Here is a 19,288-nt window from a genome sequence, read left to right as displayed (position 1 = left end):
ATAAAAATAGATTCAAACCCAAGGGAAAGGTAATGAGCTATCCATTCAATAATATAGATACCTTCATTTCTAACTGTAGTGACCACGCAACAAGATTTATTTGGAGAAATAGATCTTCTTGCAAAATGCAACAACAATTCAGTTATTGACATCTCTGGATGAAATTTACTGTATTTCACAATCCAATCAAAATCTTGAGGGATCTCTCTATAATGAGTTTCAGATCGTCCGCTTATACCCCACCTAAATAATTCGAATAATATTTCATATATTTTGCAATTATATTTGAATAAAGGTTTAATTGCTTTAATATAATTATAAGAATGAATAAGATTTTTACAAAATTTTTCCAAATTTTCCCTTGGCATAGAACACAATATTGCTGACGCAATGATATTATTTTCTAACTCAGATAAGTTTTTACAAAAGTATGAATCACCATTTATAATAGAGAAAATATCTTTCTCACTAAAAATATAATCATCATTTTTTACAAAAACTTTTTTCCTTACAGTATTCTCGGATAATGTAAATTCTTCCCATAACTTTGGATTATCTCTCGTTCCAATTGAACCATTTGGTTCTGAACAGAGGAATTTTTTTGTTTTATAATCCATTATATATATATGAGAATTTATTTCCAATATATTAACAAAATGCCCGCAAGATTTTACGCCACCATTATATAATGAGAATTCTCCGGGAAAATCATAGCTACACAATATATAAATATCTCCAAATTTTATGAGAGATATACGATTTTGTACTTTTTTAGAAACCGTTAATGTATGATCTTTACCTATAGAAAGTTCCATATTTCTATAATCTAATATAGCCATTCCATTTTCCTACACAGAGTCTTTAGGGCCCATTATAACTTAATCTAGCCTATGTGGTGAAGCATGTGGCCGCCAGCAAGAAAGATCATTACAAGCGCAAACTTCCATTTCCCTAAAATCAACCAGAAGCAATTATTTCTATACACAATATGTTAGCAAGATAAGGTGGTTACTACTCCCCACTATCATTCTTGCATTATGCTGCGAAAGATGCCTCTCTCTTTCTCAATCTGCAATCATGAAACTACAAAAAATCTACAACCTCAGAGACAAGGCATAAACATAGAATTCATTAAAGTGAATAAAATTCAATATTGCCTCATGGCGGAGAGAGAGGGATTCGAACCCTCGGTACCCATAAGGCACAACGGTTTTCGAGACCGCCCCGTTCGACCGCTCCGGCATCTCTCCTGCTATTGCGGGCTTATAGACATGCTTTTATTGCCCATGCAAGCCTTACCAACCCATATTTCTGTTGACGTGCCCTTGCCTTACCTATTAAAAGGCCGCCCTAATCCACATAGATGGAACCATGCTGTGCGCGTTGCGCAGCCAAAGAAGAAAAAGCGACCAGAATTTTCGCCTGTATCTGTATAAGGTGCCGCGAAGATCCAGTAGATCGGAAGAGACAGTTTATGTACGCAGTTATCCGCACCGGCGGCAAGCAGTACCGGGTTGAGCCCAACATGGTGCTGAAGGTTGAAAAGCTGGAAGTTGAAGCCGGCGCAACCGTTACATTTGATGAAGTTCTGGCCGTTGGCGGCGAAGGCAGCACCCAGATTGGCGCCCCCACCGTGGCTGGCGCAAAGGTAACGGCAACCGTTATCGCTCAGGACCGCCTCAAGAAGGTCATCATCTTCAAGAAGCGCCGTCGGCAGAACAGCCGCCGCAAAAACGGCCACCGCCAGCCGGTTACCGTTCTGCGCATTCAGGAAATCAACGCAGCTTAATCCCGCACAGGGTATTTAGCTGGTTAAGACCACGGAGGACTTAGGTCATGGCACAAAAAAAAGCTGGCGGTTCATCCCGTAACGGGCGCGATAGCGCCGGACGCCGCCTTGGCGTCAAGAAATTTGGTGGCGAGCAGGTTATTGCTGGCAACATCATCGTGCGCCAGCGCGGCACGAAGGTGAAAGCTGGCGTAAACGTTGGTGTTGGCAAGGACCACACCCTGTTTGCACTGGTTAACGGCAATGTTCGTTTTGAACGCCGTGCAGAAGGCCGCGTACACGTTTCTGTGGATGCGCTGCCTGCCGCTGCTGAATAAGCAGTTCGGTTTTTCCACCGCACGTTTTCCCGTGTGGCCGGAGCAGAAACAGGGGCCGGTCCTCAGGATCGGCCCTTTTTCGCGTTCTGGATTTGAGTAAGGTATGTCATGAAGTTTCTGGATCAGGCAAAAATCTACGTCCGCTCAGGAGATGGCGGAGATGGCGTGACAGCCTTCCGGCGGGAAAAATATATCGAATTCGGCGGGCCCGATGGTGGAAACGGCGGGCGTGGCGGCGACATTATTTTTGAAGCCGTACCCAACCTAAACACCCTTATCGATTTTCGTTACACGCAGCATTTCCGTGCCCGCAAGGGTGGTAACGGTGCCGGGTCTGACCGCACGGGGGCTGCGGCCTCTCCTGTTATCATCAAGGTGCCCATTGGCACCCAGATTATGGATGATGACCGCGTTACATTGCTGGCAGACCTGAACGAAGCCGGCAAGCGCATCACCCTCTGCCGTGGTGGTGATGGCGGTTACGGCAATGCGCATTTCAAAAGCAGCACCAACCGTGCACCCCGTCGGTCTGACAAAGGCTGGCCGGGTGAGGAACGCTGGGTATGGCTGCGCCTGAAGCTGATTGCAGATGTCGGCCTTGTGGGCCTGCCCAATGCTGGCAAATCCACTTTTCTTTCTGTTGTTTCGGCCGCTAAACCCAAAATTGCGGATTATCCCTTTACAACATTGCATCCTCAGCTTGGCGTTGTGCGCCTTTCCATGACGGAAGAATTTGTTGTGGCGGATATTCCCGGCCTTATTGAAGGCGCACATGAAGGCACCGGGCTAGGCGACCGTTTTCTGGGCCATGTTGAACGCTGCGCTGTGCTGCTGCACCTTATTGATGGAGCCGCTGGCAATGTTGTGGATGCGTGGCGCACCATACGGCATGAACTTGCAGCCTATGATGGCGGGCTGGCTGAAAAACCTGAAATTATCGCGCTGAACAAAATGGATGCCATGACCCCGCGGGAAGCCTCTTCACGCCGCGCTGCGCTGGAAAAAGCCAGTGGCGCCCCCGTGGTGCTGATTTCTGCGGCAACGCATCAGGGCGTGCCTGAACTTTTGCGTATGCTGCAGAACAAGGTGACCGAAACCCGCAAAAATGCGGATGAAAATCGCGCCTGAACACCTTACGCCATACTAAGGTCTCTCCTGCCCCTTTCCATTTACGGAACTGATCCATGACCGGATACACCAGCCCTTCCCTCACCAATGCCAAACGGCTTGTTGTTAAAATAGGTAGCGCGCTGGTGGTGGACCCCAAAAAACAGGCCCCTCGTCAGGAATGGCTGGCCAGTGTGGCAGCTGATATTGCGTATCTGCGCAAGCAGGGTACGGCTGTTACAGTTGTATCTTCTGGCGCTATTGCACTTGCCCGACACACATTGGGGCTGACTGATGGCGCACTCCGCCTGGCAGAAAAGCAGGCTGCCGCAGCCGTAGGGCAGATCAGTCTGGCACAGGCATGGAGCAATGCGCTTTCAGCCCACGGTCTTGTTGCAGCACAGTTGCTGCTTACGCCAGAAGATACAGAAGACCGCAAGCGTTACCTGAATGCGCGCGCAACACTAAATACCTTGCTGGAAATGGGCTGTGTTCCGGTTATCAACGAAAATGATACCGTTGCCACCGCTGAAATTCGCTTTGGCGATAATGACAGGCTGGCAGCCCGCGTGGCACAGATGACAGATTCTGACCAGCTTGTGCTGCTTTCTGATATTGATGGTCTTTACACGGCGGACCCACGTACAAACCCTGATGCCCACCATCTGCCGGTTATTGAAACCCTTACCTCAGATATTGAAGCCATGGGGGGTGAACCTCCTCCGGGCTATTCTTCGGGGGGCATGCGCACCAAACTGTTGGCAGCAGGCATTGCCACCCGCTCTGGCTGCGCCATGGCTATTGCCTTGGGTAAAACATCTCACCCGCTGCGGGCCCTTATGGAAGGTGCGCGGTGCTCATGGTTTTTGCCGCAAGAGTGCGCACATACAGCCCGCAAACAGTGGATTGCAGGCAGCCTGACCCCGGCAGGTGAAATTATGGTGGATGATGGTGCCGTTACCGCCCTGCAACAGGGCAAATCTCTTTTACCAGCTGGTGTGCTAGGGGTAAAAGGAGATTTCTCTCAAGGTGATCTGGTAGAAATTATCAATACCGATGGCATTGTGCTCGCACATGGGCTTGCAGCCTATGATGCGGATGATGCCCGGCGTATTGCTGGGCATCGCTCTAACGAACTGGCAGACATTTTGGGCTGGCATGGCCGGGACGAGATCATCCATCGTGATGACCTCGTTATGATCTAAAACTTATCGTTTGCCGGATCTTTTTTCGGCCAGTTCAGCACGGGTTCGGCCCGGCCTGTATGCTCATCAACCCGTGGCATCCGGACAGATGGTTGAGGTTGTGGCGCTTCGTGTGAAAAATCAGGCCGGTATGGAGGCTGGTTAGCATCTGGCGCACGTTGCCGCCGAAGAATTTGCGCTCCGGTTTCTGCCGGAGGCGCTTCTGGCTCATGCCACGGCATACGGCGCACCACCGGTTTTGCCGGATCCGGCGCCAGAGGTGGCTTGGGTGGTGCTTCCTCCCGCGCTTCATACGCATCAGAAACCTTGGGTGTCCGCAATTCAGGGAACACTGGCACATTACGAGGCGCCGCCGGAGGCTTTTCAACCTCTGGCGGACGCACCTCTTCCACCACCACGCCAGATGATGTTCTGCCGTTCCGCTCTGCCGCAACAGGCAAGGTAGGCTCCTGATACGCAGGAGCACCCCGCACGGCCTGCGCACGCAGTTCGGCCTGAATTTCCTCCAACTGGAGAGAAATCTCACCCAACCGGCCCTTCACCCCAAACACGGCAAAAGGCATCATCATGAAAGCAAGCCCGAACAACACGCCAAAAGCCAGAACCAGAAGCTGGCCCCACACAGGCATCCAATCAGGAAAAGACAGAGACATCATGGGAAATAGACCCGACTAGCCTTTGTTACATACCCAACGCGCGGCGGTAGATATCCAGCAGAGTTTCCTGCTCTTCCACTTCTGCGGGTTCCTGCTTGCGCAGACGAATGATCTGACGAATAACTTTTACATCAAACCCAGCAGACTTTGCTTCTGTAAAGATATCCTTGATATCTCCGGCCAGAGCCTTGCGCTCTTCTTCCAGGCGTTCAACACGCTCAATAATGCTTCTCAGCCGATCTGCGGCAATTCCACCAACCGCTGCATCTTCATCCCCGGAAATGCGTTCGCCATCCATGCTTCGGCCTCCTAAATTTATGTACAAACACCCAACACTGTGCAGGCAAAACCTGCTAACATTGCCAGATAGTGAAGCGCGGGCTTATCGCGCCACGTGTATGTGGTCAATGATGCAGCACATCAGAACCTCTTGCAAACACGCGGGCAGCCTTCCATAAGCACACCACCTTACGTTTCTGCTCTGGGCTATTTGCCCGCAAACCACGACTTTTTTACGGCGGGCATCCCCCTCCGGCTGACCAGCGAGAACCCTGCATCATGGCTCTTGTGAACCGCACGGAACCTTTTGATTTTGTAATTTTTGGCGCGACAGGTGATCTGACACGCCGAAAACTGCTGCCGGCTTTTTTGCGCCGCTTCCATGCCCGCGAATTTGATCAGGAAGCACGGATTATCTGCACAGCACGGTCTGAGTTAAATACCGAGCAGTTTCGTAATCTGTGCAGCGCCACCCTGCACGAATTTGCCCCCGATATTGCAAAAGATACAGAAACCCTGAACCAGTTTTTGGGGCTTTTGACCTATGTGTATCTTGATGCCACGCAGGAAGGCTCTCACTGGCAGGATCTGAGCGCAACATTGCCTAACCCGGAACGCCCGCGCGTTTTCTACTTTGCCACGGCTCCGGCACTCTATTCCGCCATTTGCGCGGGCCTTTCCCACCATAACCTCATCACACCCCACACCCGCGTTGTGCTGGAAAAACCTATTGGCACAGATCTGCATTCTGCCAATGAGATCAATGAAGGTGTGGGACGCTATTTTTCTGAAGATGCCATTTACCGGATTGACCATTATCTGGGTAAAGAAGGCGTGCAGAACATTCTGGCCCTACGTTTTGCCAACCCAGCACTAGAGCAGTTATGGTCTTCCGAGGCCATTGCCCATGTGCAGATTACGGCGGCAGAAACGGTAGGCGTGGGAGACCGCGGCTCTTATTACGATAAATCCGGCGCGTTACGGGATATGGTGCAAAACCACCTTTTGCAGATGCTGTGCATGGTGGCCATGGATGCCCCGGCCTCTCTCCGCGCTGATGACCTGCGGAATGAAAAGCTGAAAGTTCTTAACGCCCTCCGGCCCATGACACCGGATATGGTGCGTAAAAACGTTATCCGAGGGCAATACACAGCGGGCCGCATAAATGGGGAAGACGTTCCGGGTTATGTTGAAGACCTGAAAAGCGGCCGCCCCAGCGATACCGAAACTTTTGTGGCTATTCGCACCAAAATTCGCACGGCACGTTGGGGAAATACGCCTTTTTATCTACGCACAGGCAAACGACTGGCCACAAAAACCACGGAAATTGTTATCCAGTTCCGCCCGCAGGTCTGGCCCATTTTTACCAATATGCCCTCCCCCGGCCGATTGGTCATTCGTATTGCCCCGCATGAAGAACTCTCGCTTGTCTTGGCTGCGCGAGACCCTGGCGCTGGGGGGTTCAGAGTGCGTAATGCTACGCTGCATATGTCTTACGAAAACGAATTTGCTGTGCAGTATCAGGATTCCTACGAGCGCCTGCTACTGGATGCCGTACGTGGAGACCCTGCCCTGTTTATTCGACGTGATGAGGTTGAGGCCTCATGGAAATGGGTGGAACCTATTCTGGATTCCTGGCGCTATGCCCTTACCCCGCTGGAACCTTACCCTGCAGGCAGTTGGGGCCCTGCAACCACCCGTGCGCTTCTGGCACGTGATGGTGCCCTTTGGCACGAAGATATGCTGACATGAACACATCCTCACCCAAAATGACTGGCCGCGGGCCATTTGCAAAACGCACTCTGCGCCAACATATCCTGCGTCGGCTGGCAATCGTCCTACCTCTTTCCCTCATGATGATCTTGCTGGCCAAGACCGGCACGCTGGATCGGCTGGTGGATTCCTATACCTTCAAACCCGCAAGCTGGTTTGATGATACGGCCTTGGTGCGCCACCTGCGCCTGAAGGTAACCCATAACGGCATGACGCATGATCGGCCAGATTGCCTGCTGTTTGTGGTAAACGGAAACGATGCCCCCACTGCATCGCGTATTGATGTGATGGAAAAACATTCCGGCACCTGCCCCGGCCCAAAAGATGATCTACCCAAACTGTTCACCTTGCGCGTGGATAGGCTGAACCGCATTGTTTATTCAGATCAGGGGTCTCCGGGCGTTTTCCATCCCATTCCCTAACGTTTCCAGGTCAGTTTATCCGGCAAAAGCTTTTTTCAGCGCCTTGCCTCCAAAGCGTAAGGCCGCTTTGCCATGTGGCATAAAGGCATAAAAATTCAGAAACGCATGTAAGGCACCGGGGTAACAGCGGTATGTTACCGGCACCCCGGCCCGCTCCAATGCCTGTGCATAAGCCGTGCCTTCATCGCGCATCGGATCACATTCTGCTGTCACAATAACGGCAGGTGGCAAATCGTGCAGATCCGGGTTTAACCCCGGCGCAAAACGTGGATGCAGCCAGTGTTCCTGTTTTTGAATATACTGGTCTCCATACCACTGCATTGACTTGCGTGAGAGGAAATATCCTTTTTCGTAAGTTTGGTGGGATGGAAAAAGTTTCTCACCATATAAAGATGGATAATACAGCAGTTGCATAACAGGCTGAGGCCCCAGCCCCGCGCGCCCATCCTGCGCCAGAACAGCCGCCAGATTTCCGCCAGCGCTGTCTCCCGCTACAGCCACTTTACCACCCCAATACCGTGCGGAAGCACCAGCCAACCATTGTAGGGCGGCCTGGCTATCATCTATAGCGGCAGGAAAAGGATATTCTGGAGCCAGCCGATAATCTGGTAACAACACAGCCGCACCAGAAGCCCGCGCCAGACGGCAGCAGATGCCGTAATGGGAATTCAGCCCACAGTGCACAAAACCACCACCGTGCAGATACAACAAAGCCCCTTTGACCCGCCCATAAGGAATAAAAAGACGTGCCCGCATAGGCCCCGCAGCGCCGGGAATAGATAACGTTACCACCCTTCGGACCAACACAGATGAAAGACGTGTCGGGAAGGAGGGCGTATCCATGGCCTTGCGCAACCGCACAAGAAACGCAGCCATTTCCTGCGCTGCATTATGGGGCCTGTCTGCTTCAGGCTCATTGTTTCCCGCATGCTTCCGCTTGATCTGCTCCTGCCATTTGATGCAACGCAACAAAAGCCGAGATGAAAAATTGGGCCGTGCAGGCGCAGAGTTTTGAGGCACATCACACATGTGCTTTAGATTACCGACAATTTTATGCATCGTCATGCCTCATAACATCTCTTGCGACTTGACCTGAACGCAAGCCCGACGCAGGGTGCGCTCCGTCAGGTGGTTGGACGGTCGCTGTCCTGCTCTTTAACGAGCGAGAGAGAGGAAAGTCCGGGCTCCACGGAAGAACGGTGCCGGCTAACGGCCGGCGAGGGTAACCTTAGGGAAAGTGCCACAGAAAACAGACCGCCTTCCGGGTCTGGCTTTATAAAGTTCTTATGGGATTTTATGGGACAGGCTGAAGGTAAGGGTGAAACGGTGCGGTAAGAGCGCACCGCTCCGCTGGCAACAGAGGAGGCATGGTAAACCCCACCGGGAGCAAAACCGAATAGGAACGGCAGAAACCCTTGTGGTTTCGGGGGTTCTTCCGCCCTGCCGTTCGGGTTGGTTGCGAGAGGCATGTTGCAAAACATGCCCTAGACGAATGACCGTCCAGCCTCTTTACAGAGGTGGACAGAACCCGGCTTACAGACCACCTGACATTCTGCTTTATGCGTATTTCCCCCTGGTTTTCATGCAAAAATAGAACATAAAAAGAACACAAAACGGCAATCTTTTGTTTGCCGCCTTAAAATCAATACATTTCAGCTTAAAATCTTTTCTGTATGAATACTTAAATAATGGCAGTTTTCTGCTGTTTTTTCTGTTATTTTAATTTGCGTCCCATACCATCCCATGCTATCCCATATTAAACCATACGTGTGGTGAAAGCGGTTCTGTTCCCCGCTGACTTGCGAACGGAAAGGCTAATTCTGCAGAGGCTTCTAACGTACGTGGGCGTATTTCTCGGCACGCATGAAAATCGATTCGATGCCAAGGGGCGTGTTTCGATTCCGGCCGGGTTCCGTTCAGTGCTTAAAAAGCAGCAGACGGAAGGTGACGCGCTGATGGTTCTCCGCCCCTCCCACACCCTGCCCTGTATTGAGGCATGGCCTGCCGCTACCTTTGCACGCCTGACCGAACCACTAGACCGGCTGGACATGTTCTCTGATGAACATGATGATCTGGCCGCCGCCCTGTATGCAGATGCCTACCCTATAGATCCTGACCGCGAAGGCCGTATTATTCTGCCCGATTTTTTACGCGAACATGCCGGGCTGGCAGAAAGCCCTACAGCAGCCTTTATGGGTGTTGGTCGCATTTTTCAGATATGGGAACCCCAAGCGGCGCAGCAGCGGCGGGTAGAAGCACGTCAGCGCTCACGTCGTGTCAGTATTCCGGCCGCAGATAGTGCAGATGCAAAAGGGCGTCGTGCATGAACGCTCTTTCTTCTCTCACTTCCTCTGAGGTCACTCAGGGCCATATCCCCGTTATGCTTCCCGAAGTTCTGGAATATCTCCGCCCCGCAGAGGGTGAGCGTATTCTGGACTGCACTTTTGGTGGCGGTGGCTATAGTTCCGCTATTTTGAAGAGCGCCGACTGCAACGTATGGGCGATTGACCGTGACCCGGACGCCATTGCGCGTGGGCAAGCGCTAAGCCATTCTTTCCCTGCTGCAAACGGGGAATCACGCCTCCATATGCTGCAAGGTAGTTTTGGCAACATGCAGGAACTTGCACGTGCAGCGGATATTGCCACCTTTGACGGCATTGTGCTGGATCTGGGTGTATCTTCCTTTCAGTTGGATGAAGCTGAGCGCGGCTTTTCCTTCCGTATGGAAGGCCCACTTGATATGCGGATGGAAAAATCTGGCCCATCGGCAGCAGATATCGTCAACAAGGCACCGGAAGCGGAACTGGCAGATATTTTCCATTTTTATGGAGAGGAACGTCACGCACGCCGTCTTGCGCGTGCTGTTGTAAATGCGCGGGCAGAAACACCTTTCCACACCACAACACAGCTGGCTGAACTTGTGCGTTCAGTTATTCCCAAAGATCGTTCCGGCATAGATTCTGCCACGCGTGCCTTTCAGGGGCTGCGTATCGCCGTGAATGACGAACTGGGTGAAATTGAGCGTGGGCTTGAACAGGCGCTGGATATGCTGGCACCGGGTGGGCGGCTGGTTGTTGTTTCCTTCCATTCACTGGAAGACCGTATTGCCAAACGTATGGTGCAGCATGCCACAGGCAAGGATAAAAGTTTTTCGCGCTATGATCCACGTGCCGCAGCAACCCCTGCACCAGAAGCTGACTTTGTGGCCCTTACGCACAAAGCCCGCAGACCCAGCGATATTGAATGTAGCCATAATCCCCGCGCCAGAAGTGCACGGCTGCGCGCTGTTATGAAACGTGCATTATCCCCTGCTTCCGTAAAAAAGGGTTAAGTCCATGATCCCCCGTCCATTTACATGCTGCTGTGCGGTTCTGGCGATTGCATCTGGCTTTTTCCTTTACACAAAGAAGCACCAGACCACCCTTCTTGATCAGCAGATTTCTCAGATCGTGAAGGAAACGGAGCACGTTCGTACACAAACATCCATTCTGCGCACGGAATGGGCTTTGGAAAATCAGCCTGAACGCCTTGCACAGCTTGTGGCACGGCACGAAGCCGGGCTGCATACAATGGACCCTACACAGTTTGTGCGCATGGCTGATCTGGAAGGGCATCTTCCCGCCGTTGTGAAAGATGCTCAGCCCCCTGCCCCGGCGGCATTGGTTGCGGATAAAGCTGCTGGCGTTGCACCTCCACCTGTTATTGCACCACCAGCACATGCACCAGCCCCGGCTGTTGTGGCTGATGCACGCCCTGCACACAACACACCGGCAGCAGTAAGCCATCCTGCACGCCCCGTGGCAGTTCCCGCTCTGGTAGCTGATGTGCCACATGCTGCAGCTGAACCTGCACCGCATCCTCACGCAGCATCCGTAGCTGATGCTATACCTGTCCTACATGCTCCTGTTGTGCATCATGATCACCCTCATGCCGCGCCTGAACCTGCTGTTGCGCCCGTACGTGTTGCACAAACAACAGAACCCACAGCACTTTCTCGCCCTGCGCACCGTGTTGTAACAGAAACACCACGCCCACAGGTTGTTGCCTCTACCAACGTGGATGATGATGCGCCTGCGGCACCCATCCGCCACAGCCTGTCCCACACAACAACCCCTGCCATACGGCATGTTGCACAGGCTACGGATGATGAGGCAGCCCCTATCCGGCATCCGCTTCCGGTTGCCGCGGCCAGTTGGCATGCCACACGCCCACACCGCACATCTCCTACGCCTTCCAGCTATATGGAAGCGCGCGCCACTTCCGGTTATAGCAGCGGCTCTCTGCTCAGCCGTGGTGGAGATGCGTTGCCGGCTCCGGTTCCCGTTGCCAACTGATTATTTGTGGTTAAAGGCCTTTTTGACCTGACATGTCTGTCTCCCCCCAAGACCCCGACACAACGCGTACAGTAGGTGTTACGGGGGACGATCTGCGCGCCCGCGCACATCGGGACCAAATGCATGTAAGGCTTTTGGGTGTTGCTGGCGGTTTCTGCCTGCTTTTTGCTGTTGTGGCGCTTAAACTCAGCATTGCCACAGTTATCCGCCCCATGGCGCCGGAAAAACGGCAGATTGCACCGCAAATTCCCGAAATCCCCAAAATTGACCCCAAGGGTAGCCTGGCGGGGGATTTCTCGCTCCCTCAGGTGCATCGAGCTTCCATTGTGGACCGTAATGGCCAGACATTGGCACTTTCCCTGCCCGTTGCGCAGGTTTACGCTAACCCACAAGAGCTGATTGACCCCAAGGATGTTGCACACAAACTGAAATCCATCCTGAAGGATCTGGATGAGGAAGAAACGGCAGATCGTCTTTCCCGCCCCAAGCAGTTTGTTTACATTGCACGTAATATTTCCCCCCAGCAGGAACTGGCCATCAATAACCTTGGCATTCCGGGTATCTATTTTGAGCCGGGGGAAAGACGCCATTACCCCCTAGGGCGTATGGCCGCCCAGATTATGGGTGCTGTTGATATTGACGACCATGGCGTGGCCGGTATTGAAAAATATTTCGATAAACGCCTGCTTTCTGATCATCGCCCCCTTCGTCTGTCACTCGATATTCGCGTTCAATCCGCTGTGCGTGAGGAAGTGGCAAATGCCATGCAAACCTTTCAGGCCATTGGCGCATGTGGCATTGTTATGGATGTACGGAGCGGTGAAATTATTGCCATGGTCAGCCTGCCTGACTTTGACGCCAATAATTTTGCCCATGCCACCAATGATGAGCGCTTTAACCGGGCTGTGACAGGCCTTTACGAACCTGGCTCTACCTTCAAACTTCAAACGGCGGCCATGGGGCTGGAAACCGGCACCATCCATATTTGGGACCGCTTTTCATCCGTGCCCTTGCACATCGGGCGCTTTACCATCCGTGACATGAAGAGCGATCATTTCTCCCCGTGGCTGACATTGCCCGAAGTGATGGCATATTCATCCAACCCGGCGGCGGCACATATTGCATTGGATGTTGGCGGTAAAAAACAATCCGAATGGCTGCGTGCCATGGGGTTTTTCTCCCCCGTTCCGGTTGAGTTGCCCGAAGCGGCACGGCCTTTGGTGCCGCATCAATGGGGCATCGCCACGGTTATGACAGTCGGGTTCGGGCACGGTGTGGCAGAACCTCCGTTAGCCATTGTGCGCGGCACAGCAGCCACGGTAAATGGTGGTATTCTGGTAACCCCAACGCTGTTGGATAAGGAAGACCCGGCCAACACCACCACCAGCGCCTCTGGTATTAACACGCAGTTTGCCAGCGGCATCCAGAATGCAGCGCTTGAGCAAAGTGTGGAAGATGATGCCCCAAGCAGCACATCTGATGAACCTGTAACGCCAGCAGGCCCACGTGTTCTTTCCGAGAAAATATCTAGCCTGCTGCGCCGCCTGCTGCGGTTGGATGTGACGCATGGCACAGGCCATACGGCGGAATCTCCGGGATATTTTGTGGGTGGTAAAACCGGTACGGCAGAAAAGATCGGGCCACATGGTGGTTATCTAAAACACGTGAATATTTCAGCTTTTACGGGCATCTTTCCCATGAATGCCCCGCACTATGCTGTGTATGTGATGCTGGATAGCCCCAAGGCCACCCCCCAGACACATGGCTGGACAACAGCTGGCTGGAACGCAGCCCCCACTGTTTCCAAAATTGTTTCACGTATTGGCCCCATGCTCCAGATTTTCCCCGATACCGAGCATGCTGAACAGATTGATGCGCAGATGGCCCTGCCCCTGCACCCCACCGTACCACGCGGGGTAAGACCTCTTGGTCCCGGAAATGACCCCGGAGACCCACGCAAGGCAGAAGCAGAACACAAGGCAGAAAAAGCGGCGCTCAAACGTGCCATGGCAGAACGTAAAAAAGCGGATGCGGAGGTTATGGACGAATGAGCCTCCCTCTTTCTTCTCTTCTTGCTGCGGCAGGGCTGCCTGCCCTATCTGCAAATCCTGAAATTACGGCCATTACGGCGGACAGTCGGCAGGTAAAGCCAGGCACGCTTTTTGTTGCAGTGCCTGGTGTTAAAACAGATGGCCGAACATTTATTGCAACTGCTGTGCAAAATGGCGCAACAGCCGTTCTGGCACCCACAAACACACCTTGGCCAGAAAATGTGCCTGTTCGCCCACTAGTTTTGGCACCCAACCCACGCCATGCCCTGGCACTTATGGCCTCTCTTCTGGCTGGACCTCAACCACAGCATCTTGTGGCCATTACAGGCACAAATGGCAAAACCAGCACTGCGGATTTTATACGCCAGATATGGACATTGCAGGGGTTTAAAGCGGCAGCCATTGGCACGCTTGGCCTGACTGGGGCAGAAAATACCGCAATCTCCTTTCCCCCACTTACAACGCCAGATCCTGTCGCGCTGGCCAATGGTTTGGCGGCCCTTGCGCAATCCGGGTTTGATCATGTTGCGCTGGAAGCTTCATCCCACGGGTTGGAACAGGGACGGTTAGATGGCCTCCATTTGGCTGCGGCTAGCTTTACCAATCTAACCCGGGATCATCTGGATTATCATCTGACACTTGATGCCTATCGTGCAGCAAAGCTGAAGCTGTTTGATACCCTTTTGCCCGAACATGCTATTGCGGCCGCAAATGCTGATATGGACGCAGAAACTCTGGCAGCCATACAGTCCATTGCCTCACGTCGAAAACTGCAGCTACGGTTGGTGGGAGAACAAGGCACAACACTCCGCCTTGTTACACATCATGCCCTGCCTGCCGGGCAGGAACTGACAATTCAGCATAATGGACGCATCAGCACGGTTTTGCTCCCCATTCCAGGGCGTTTTCAAGCAGATAACGTCTTGCTGGCTGTAGCTCTTGCTGCGCAGGATGATGCGGAAATTGCACATATTCTGCCCTTGCTTACGCAACTTCGAGGCGTTCGCGGTCGGTTGGAACGCGCAACTGTTTTGCCCAACGGAGCGTGTGCCTATGTGGATTATGCCCACACACCGGATGCACTGGCACGGCTTCTTGCCTCCTTACGCCCGCATGCGCGCGGCAGATTGATTGTTGTTTTAGGTGCCGGGGGAGATCGTGACAGCGGCAAACGCCCCCTTATGGGGCAGGAAGCTGTAAAGGGTGCGGATATTGCCATTATTACGGATGATAACCCACGCACAGAAAACCCCGCATCCATTCGTGCAGATATAAAAGCTGGCGCCCCGCAGGCGCTGGAAATTGCAGATAGAAAACAGGCGATAGCAGAAGCTCTTTCCATGCTGAAAACAGATGACGTACTGGTTGTGGCCGGCAAGGGTCATGAACAGGGACAAATTATAGGCAATACCATTTTACCGTTTGATGATGCCGCCGTGTTGCGCACACTGGCGGGCTGTTCATGACCCTTTTGTGGACGCGGGAAGAACTTGAAACCGCAACAGGTGGGAAATTTTTAGGAAAGACCCCCATCTCCGTTACCGGCATTTCTATTGATACGCGCACACTTGCGCCCGGAGACCTGTTTATTGCCCTTAAAGGTGATAACAGCGATGGACACGCACATATTGCCGCTGCGCTTGAAAAAGGTGCCGCTGCTGTTTTGGCCCACGCTGCCGAAGGGCTGACAGATGCACGTATTTTGCTAGTGCCAGATACCATGCTTGGCCTGCAAAAACTGGCACACGCTGCACGTGCACGTTTTAAGGGAAAAGTGGTTGCTGTAACGGGTAGCGTGGGTAAAACCACCACCAAGGAAATGCTGCGGCTCTGCTTGGCACCTTCTGGCCTAACGCATGCGGCAGAGGCATCCTACAATAACCATTGGGGCGTGCCGCTTACGCTGGCGCGCCTGCCACGAGAAGCCGCTTTTTGTATCAGTGAAATTGGCATGAACCATCCGGGAGAAATTCTCCCACTTGCCAGAATGGTCAAACCGGATGTGGCTGTTATTACCACCATTGGGTCAGCACATCTGGGCCATATGGGCAGCCTGGACGCCATTGCGGAAGAAAAAGCATCTCTCATCACCGCCCTGCCTAAAGGCGGCATTGCCATTGTGCCAGATGATGCGCACGGCACGCAGTTTTTTACTACTGCTGCAGAAAAGGCACATGCAGTTTTGTGGCCTTGCGGCGCTAATCCTCAAAGCCCGGCATATCTGATACATTTGCAGACGAATGCTGATGGCTCACGCTTTGATGTTTCCATTCAAGGTCAAACGTTTCACGTCCATCTTCGTGCCCCTGGTACGCATCTGGCCCGCAATGCTGTTGCGGCACTAGCTGCCTGTGCCGCACTTGGCGCAGATGTTGCAAAAGCGGCAACTGCGTTGGCAGATTTTCGGCCCGGCAAAGGGCGTGGTGCCCTCACCCAAATTGCGGGCGGAACCATTACGCTGCTGGATGAAAGTTACAATGCCTCAGCCGCTTCCATTCGGGCGGCCTTGGATGTTTTGCATCATATCCCTGCCACACGCCGCATTGCCGTTTTAGGCGATATGCGTGAACTGGGTGAATTCTCCATTTCCGAACATCAGGTACTTGCTGCCCCTGCCGCCAGTGCTGCTGATCTTGTTTTTTGCTGCGGATCCTACATGAAAACCCTTTTTGATGCCCTTCCACCCTCCAAGCAGGGTGCGTGGGCAGAAAGCGCCGCCTTACTTGTTCCTCATGTCTGCGCGGCATTGCGCAAAGGGGACGCCATATTGGTAAAAGGCAGTTTAGGAAGCCGCATGCGGGATATTATTGCAGCACTTAACACACTTCCTACGGTGGAGTGTGCCTAATGCTCTATATGCTGATTTCTCATGCTGCGCATGATGGCCATATTACAATTCTGAATCTGCTACGTTACATCACGTTTCGCGCGGGGTGTGCATGTATGACAGCCCTTGGCATCAGCCTTCTTCTTGGCCGTCCGCTGATCAGAATGTTGCGCCGCATTCAACGAGAAGGCCAACCCATTCGTGCCGTTGGCCCCGAACGCCATATTCTGGAAAAAACGGGCACACCAACAATGGGGGGTGTGCTGATTTTGATTTCCCTGATGGTTTCCATGCTGATCTGGGGAGATCTGGAAAACGGGTTTGTGTGGGCCGTTATGCTCACCACTCTGGGGTTTGGCGCCATTGGGTTTGCGGATGATTACCGCAAACTGGCCCGCCGCAATACAGATGGGCTTTCCAAGCGTGCCAGATTGGGGGGAGAATTCGGTATCTCACTGATTTGTGGATGGTGGCTGCAACATCTCATGCCGCCAGAACTGGCAAATCATCTGGCTTTTCCGTTTGTAAAAGACCTTCTGCTGCCGCTGGGTATTCTCTACCCCGTTTTCGCCATGATCGTCATTACCGGCTTTGGCAACGCGGTAAACTTTACAGATGGGCTGGATGGGCTGGCCATTGGCCCGGTTATTGTGGCCTCTTTGGTGTTTGCCATTCTCTCCTATCTGGTTGGCAACCACGTTTTTGCTGATTACCTGCAAATTCACGCTGTGCCCGGTACAGGGGAACTGGCCGTATTCTGCGCTGCCCTTGTAGGCGCTGGCCTTGGGTTTTTGTGGTTTAATGCCCCTCCAGCCTCGGTATTTATGGGGGATACAGGCTCCCTCTCCCTTGGCGGCGCGTTGGGTTCATTGGCTGTCGCCATTAAACATGAACTGGTGCTGTGCATTGTCGGCGGCCTATTTGTGGCAGAAACACTTTCTGTGGTCATCCAAGTATTCTGGTACAAACGCACAGGCCGGCGTGTGTTTCTTATGGCCCCGTTCCACCACCATTTTGAGAAAAAAGGATGGGCAGAACCCAAGATTGTCATTCGGTTCTGGATTGTTTCCATTGTTCTGGGGCTGTGTGGTCTGGCCACGCTGAAACTAAGATGAACGGCTTTTCACCCTCCCTGTTTTCCGGGCAGCGCTTTGCTGTTTTCGGCCTTGGTAAAAATGGCCTGCCAGCCGTGCTTATGCTGGCAAGCACAGGAGCCACCGTACAGGTATGGGATGATGGTGAGGGCGGACGTAAAGGGCTGGCAGATGCACTTTCTACCCTTCCGCCAGATGTTGCCGCACATATTACGTGCAAGCCGTTTGAAAGCCTGAATGGGTTTGAAGCGCTTATTCTTTCCCCCGGTATCCCGCACGTTTTACCTAAGCCGCACCCTATTGCCCTTATGGCCAAGGCCGCGGGTATTCCCATTCTTTCCGATGCAGAAGTGCTTTATCGGGCTGTGCGTCAATCTGGCAGCAAGGCCCGTTTTGTTGGTATTACAGGCACCAACGGCAAATCCACCACCACCACTTTGCTGGCCCATATTCTGGCAGAAGCCAAACTGCCTGTAGCTGCTGGTGGCAACCTTGGGCCAGCCGCTTTGGCCCTGCCTTTGCTGCCAGATAACGGCGTATATGTGCTGGAAATGTCATCCTACATGCTGGAACGGCTGGATACCCTGCGCTTTGATGCCGCATGTTTGCTGAACCTGACACCAGATCATCTGGACCGTCATGCAGGTATGGATGGCTACGCCCAAGCCAAAAAGCGTGTGTTCACCGGTCAGACAAACAAGGATCTGGCCGTGATTGGTATGGATGATGCATGGTGCCGCACCATTGCCGCAGAACTGGAACACGGCCCTGCCAAATGTGAAACCATTTCCGGCACCAACCCTGCCTGTTCTTACTACGGCAAAGATGGTGCCATATGGCACCACAGCACACGCATAGCGCAAACCGGGCCTAGCCTTCCCGGCACCCACAATGCAGAAAATGCAGCAGCCGCTATTGCTATCGCGCGTTTTCTGGGTGTGCCAGATGCAGCCATTGCACAGGCTGTAGCCTCCTTTCCCGGCCTGCCACATCGGCAAAAACGCGTTGCTACCTGTAACGGGGTAGAGTTTGTGGATGACAGCAAAGCCACAAATGCAGATGCAGCTGCACGCGCATTGGGATGCTATGAAAAACTGATCTGGATTGCGGGCGGTATAGCAAAAGAGGGAGGCATTGCCTCCCTCACGCCCTATTTCCCGCATATTGTTCATACATTCCTGATTGGGCGGGATGCTCCGCTGCTTGCCCAAACACTAAAAGAACACAACGTGCCTTTTACAATGGCAGAAACACTGGAAAACGCCGTGCCTGCGGCTTATACGGAAGCACACCGTACGCATACGCCTGTTGTGCTGCTTTCACCCGCCTGCGCCAGCTTTGATCAGTTTTCTGGCTTTGAGGCTCGTGGCCTGCGCTTTCAGGAACTGGCGGATGAGGTTTGCGCCCGGCATGCGGGCATGACAGAGCAGTGAG

Annotated in this window: 18 protein-coding genes, 1 tRNA gene and 1 other RNA gene; 15 read left to right on the top strand and 5 right to left on the bottom strand. The window is 52.9% G+C overall.

Going from position 1 to position 19,288, the window contains the following annotated elements; genetic code table 11:
• Both CSR02_RS16220 and CSR02_RS01920 read right to left on the bottom strand, forming a co-directional pair.
• On the bottom strand, nt 1-839 hold an 839-nt coding region (locus CSR02_RS16220; RefSeq protein WP_143225513.1), incomplete at its 3' end, for a glycosyltransferase family protein.
• Nucleotides 840-1,161: 322 nt separating this feature from the next.
• Nucleotides 1,162-1,250, bottom strand: a tRNA-Ser gene (locus tag CSR02_RS01920).
• A gap of 224 nt (nt 1,251-1,474) precedes the next feature.
• Between CSR02_RS01920 and rplU the strand changes: the two genes are divergently transcribed.
• The 4 genes from rplU (at nt 1,475) to proB (ending at nt 4,418) form a co-directional block, all read left to right on the top strand.
• Nucleotides 1,475-1,789: a 50S ribosomal protein L21 gene (rplU, locus tag CSR02_RS01915; protein ID WP_003623027.1), complete on the top strand. Its 315-nt coding sequence runs from the start codon at nt 1,475-1,477 to the stop codon at nt 1,787-1,789.
• A gap of 47 nt (nt 1,790-1,836) precedes the next feature.
• On the top strand, nt 1,837-2,106 hold the full coding sequence (gene rpmA, locus CSR02_RS01910) for a 50S ribosomal protein L27 (protein ID WP_042787723.1): 270 nt from the start codon (nt 1,837-1,839) through the stop codon (nt 2,104-2,106).
• 108 nt (nt 2,107-2,214) lie between these two features.
• The gene (gene obgE, locus CSR02_RS01905) at nt 2,215-3,234 is read left to right on the top strand and encodes a GTPase ObgE (protein ID WP_042787724.1); all 1,020 of its coding nucleotides are present in this window, start codon (nt 2,215-2,217) and stop codon (nt 3,232-3,234) included.
• 56 nt (nt 3,235-3,290) lie between these two features.
• On the top strand, nt 3,291-4,418 hold the full coding sequence (gene proB / locus CSR02_RS01900; protein WP_099540379.1) for a glutamate 5-kinase: 1,128 nt from the start codon (nt 3,291-3,293) through the stop codon (nt 4,416-4,418).
• On the opposite strand, the gene CSR02_RS01895 is transcribed toward proB, so the two are convergent.
• Together CSR02_RS01895 and CSR02_RS01890 are read right to left on the bottom strand one after the other, a co-directional pair.
• Nucleotides 4,415-5,074: a hypothetical protein gene (locus CSR02_RS01895; RefSeq protein WP_042787726.1), complete on the bottom strand. Its 660-nt coding sequence runs from the start codon at nt 5,072-5,074 to the stop codon at nt 4,415-4,417. The two genes, proB and CSR02_RS01895, sit on opposite strands and share 4 nt — an antisense overlap.
• Before the next feature lie 25 nt (nt 5,075-5,099).
• Nucleotides 5,100-5,372 (bottom strand): DUF2312 domain-containing protein, encoded by a 273-nt coding sequence (locus tag CSR02_RS01890; RefSeq protein WP_003623048.1) that lies wholly within the window; start codon nt 5,370-5,372, stop codon nt 5,100-5,102.
• A gap of 260 nt (nt 5,373-5,632) precedes the next feature.
• Here CSR02_RS01890 and zwf point away from each other — a divergent pair, with 260 nt between their 5' ends.
• Nucleotides 5,633-7,105 carry a glucose-6-phosphate dehydrogenase gene (gene zwf / locus CSR02_RS01885; RefSeq protein WP_099540378.1) on the top strand — a complete coding sequence of 491 codons (1,473 nt, stop codon included), beginning with the start codon at nt 5,633-5,635 and terminating at the stop codon, nt 7,103-7,105.
• The gene (locus tag CSR02_RS01880; RefSeq protein WP_042787727.1) at nt 7,102-7,548 is read left to right on the top strand and encodes a hypothetical protein; all 447 of its coding nucleotides are present in this window, start codon (nt 7,102-7,104) and stop codon (nt 7,546-7,548) included. The genes zwf and CSR02_RS01880 overlap by 4 nt, the downstream gene beginning before the upstream one ends.
• A 15-nt stretch (nt 7,549-7,563) precedes the next feature.
• Here the strand turns inward: CSR02_RS01880 and CSR02_RS01875 are convergent, their stop codons facing one another.
• The gene (locus tag CSR02_RS01875) at nt 7,564-8,613 is read right to left on the bottom strand and encodes an alpha/beta hydrolase (RefSeq protein WP_099540377.1); all 1,050 of its coding nucleotides are present in this window, start codon (nt 8,611-8,613) and stop codon (nt 7,564-7,566) included.
• Nucleotides 8,614-8,672: 59 nt separating this feature from the next.
• On the opposite strand from CSR02_RS01875, the gene rnpB reads away from it, so the two are divergent.
• The 9 genes from rnpB (at nt 8,673) to murD (ending at nt 19,287) form a co-directional block, all read left to right on the top strand.
• Nucleotides 8,673-9,100, top strand: an RNA gene (gene rnpB, locus CSR02_RS01870) — RNase P RNA component class A.
• A gap of 289 nt (nt 9,101-9,389) precedes the next feature.
• Complete coding sequence (gene mraZ / locus CSR02_RS01865) at nt 9,390-9,875, top strand: division/cell wall cluster transcriptional repressor MraZ (protein ID WP_042787729.1); 486 nt, start codon at nt 9,390-9,392, stop codon at nt 9,873-9,875.
• Nucleotides 9,872-10,879, top strand: a complete 1,008-nt coding sequence (gene rsmH / locus CSR02_RS01860) for a 16S rRNA (cytosine(1402)-N(4))-methyltransferase RsmH (protein ID WP_099540376.1) — start codon at nt 9,872-9,874, stop codon at nt 10,877-10,879. Before mraZ ends, rsmH begins: the two co-directional genes overlap by 4 nt.
• A 4-nt stretch (nt 10,880-10,883) precedes the next feature.
• Complete coding sequence (ftsL, locus tag CSR02_RS01855) at nt 10,884-11,882, top strand: cell division protein FtsL (RefSeq protein ID WP_099540375.1); 999 nt, start codon at nt 10,884-10,886, stop codon at nt 11,880-11,882.
• Between the two features lie 32 nt (nt 11,883-11,914).
• On the top strand, nt 11,915-13,933 hold the full coding sequence (locus CSR02_RS01850) for a peptidoglycan D,D-transpeptidase FtsI family protein (protein ID WP_099540374.1): 2,019 nt from the start codon (nt 11,915-11,917) through the stop codon (nt 13,931-13,933).
• Complete coding sequence (locus tag CSR02_RS01845) at nt 13,930-15,399, top strand: UDP-N-acetylmuramoyl-L-alanyl-D-glutamate--2,6-diaminopimelate ligase (protein WP_099540373.1); 1,470 nt, start codon at nt 13,930-13,932, stop codon at nt 15,397-15,399. The genes CSR02_RS01850 and CSR02_RS01845 overlap by 4 nt, the downstream gene beginning before the upstream one ends.
• On the top strand, nt 15,396-16,781 hold the full coding sequence (locus tag CSR02_RS01840; RefSeq protein ID WP_099540372.1) for a UDP-N-acetylmuramoyl-tripeptide--D-alanyl-D-alanine ligase: 1,386 nt from the start codon (nt 15,396-15,398) through the stop codon (nt 16,779-16,781). Before CSR02_RS01845 ends, CSR02_RS01840 begins: the two co-directional genes overlap by 4 nt.
• Nucleotides 16,781-17,875, top strand: coding sequence for a phospho-N-acetylmuramoyl-pentapeptide-transferase (gene mraY, locus CSR02_RS01835; RefSeq protein ID WP_042787735.1), 1,095 nt, complete (start codon nt 16,781-16,783; stop codon nt 17,873-17,875). Before CSR02_RS01840 ends, mraY begins: the two co-directional genes overlap by 1 nt.
• A complete protein-coding gene (gene murD / locus CSR02_RS01830) occupies nt 17,872-19,287 on the top strand; it encodes a UDP-N-acetylmuramoyl-L-alanine--D-glutamate ligase (protein ID WP_099540371.1) in 1,416 nt (471 codons plus the stop codon). Before mraY ends, murD begins: the two co-directional genes overlap by 4 nt.
• Nucleotide 19,288: the final 1 nt, after the last annotated feature.

It is taken from the genome of Acetobacter pomorum (genome assembly GCF_002738225.1).
Classification (GTDB): Bacteria; Pseudomonadota; Alphaproteobacteria; order Acetobacterales; family Acetobacteraceae; genus Acetobacter; species Acetobacter pomorum.
Note: the sequence above shows the minus strand (reverse complement) of the source record. Positions and strands in the feature narration are given on the sequence as shown.

Bases quoted from the DNA above. Each gene is read 5' to 3' on its own strand.
- rplU (WP_003623027.1), top strand. From the start codon at position 1,475: ATGTACGCAGTTATCCGCACCGGCGGCAAGCAGTACCGGGTTGAGCCC.
- rpmA (WP_042787723.1), top strand. From the start codon at position 1,837: ATGGCACAAAAAAAAGCTGGCGGTTCATCCCGTAACGGGCGCGATAGC.
- obgE (WP_042787724.1), top strand. From the start codon at position 2,215: ATGAAGTTTCTGGATCAGGCAAAAATCTACGTCCGCTCAGGAGATGGC.
- proB (WP_099540379.1), top strand. From the start codon at position 3,291: ATGACCGGATACACCAGCCCTTCCCTCACCAATGCCAAACGGCTTGTT.
- CSR02_RS01895 (WP_042787726.1), bottom strand. From the start codon at position 5,074: ATGATGTCTCTGTCTTTTCCTGATTGGATGCCTGTGTGGGGCCAGCTT.
- CSR02_RS01890 (WP_003623048.1), bottom strand. From the start codon at position 5,372: ATGGATGGCGAACGCATTTCCGGGGATGAAGATGCAGCGGTTGGTGGA.
- zwf (WP_099540378.1), top strand. From the start codon at position 5,633: ATGGCTCTTGTGAACCGCACGGAACCTTTTGATTTTGTAATTTTTGGC.
- CSR02_RS01880 (WP_042787727.1), top strand. From the start codon at position 7,102: ATGAACACATCCTCACCCAAAATGACTGGCCGCGGGCCATTTGCAAAA.
- CSR02_RS01875 (WP_099540377.1), bottom strand. From the start codon at position 8,613: ATGACGATGCATAAAATTGTCGGTAATCTAAAGCACATGTGTGATGTG.
- rsmH (WP_099540376.1), top strand. From the start codon at position 9,872: ATGAACGCTCTTTCTTCTCTCACTTCCTCTGAGGTCACTCAGGGCCAT.
- ftsL (WP_099540375.1), top strand. From the start codon at position 10,884: ATGATCCCCCGTCCATTTACATGCTGCTGTGCGGTTCTGGCGATTGCA.
- CSR02_RS01850 (WP_099540374.1), top strand. From the start codon at position 11,915: ATGTCTGTCTCCCCCCAAGACCCCGACACAACGCGTACAGTAGGTGTT.
- CSR02_RS01845 (WP_099540373.1), top strand. From the start codon at position 13,930: ATGAGCCTCCCTCTTTCTTCTCTTCTTGCTGCGGCAGGGCTGCCTGCC.
- CSR02_RS01840 (WP_099540372.1), top strand. From the start codon at position 15,396: ATGACCCTTTTGTGGACGCGGGAAGAACTTGAAACCGCAACAGGTGGG.
- mraY (WP_042787735.1), top strand. From the start codon at position 16,781: ATGCTCTATATGCTGATTTCTCATGCTGCGCATGATGGCCATATTACA.
- murD (WP_099540371.1), top strand. From the start codon at position 17,872: ATGAACGGCTTTTCACCCTCCCTGTTTTCCGGGCAGCGCTTTGCTGTT.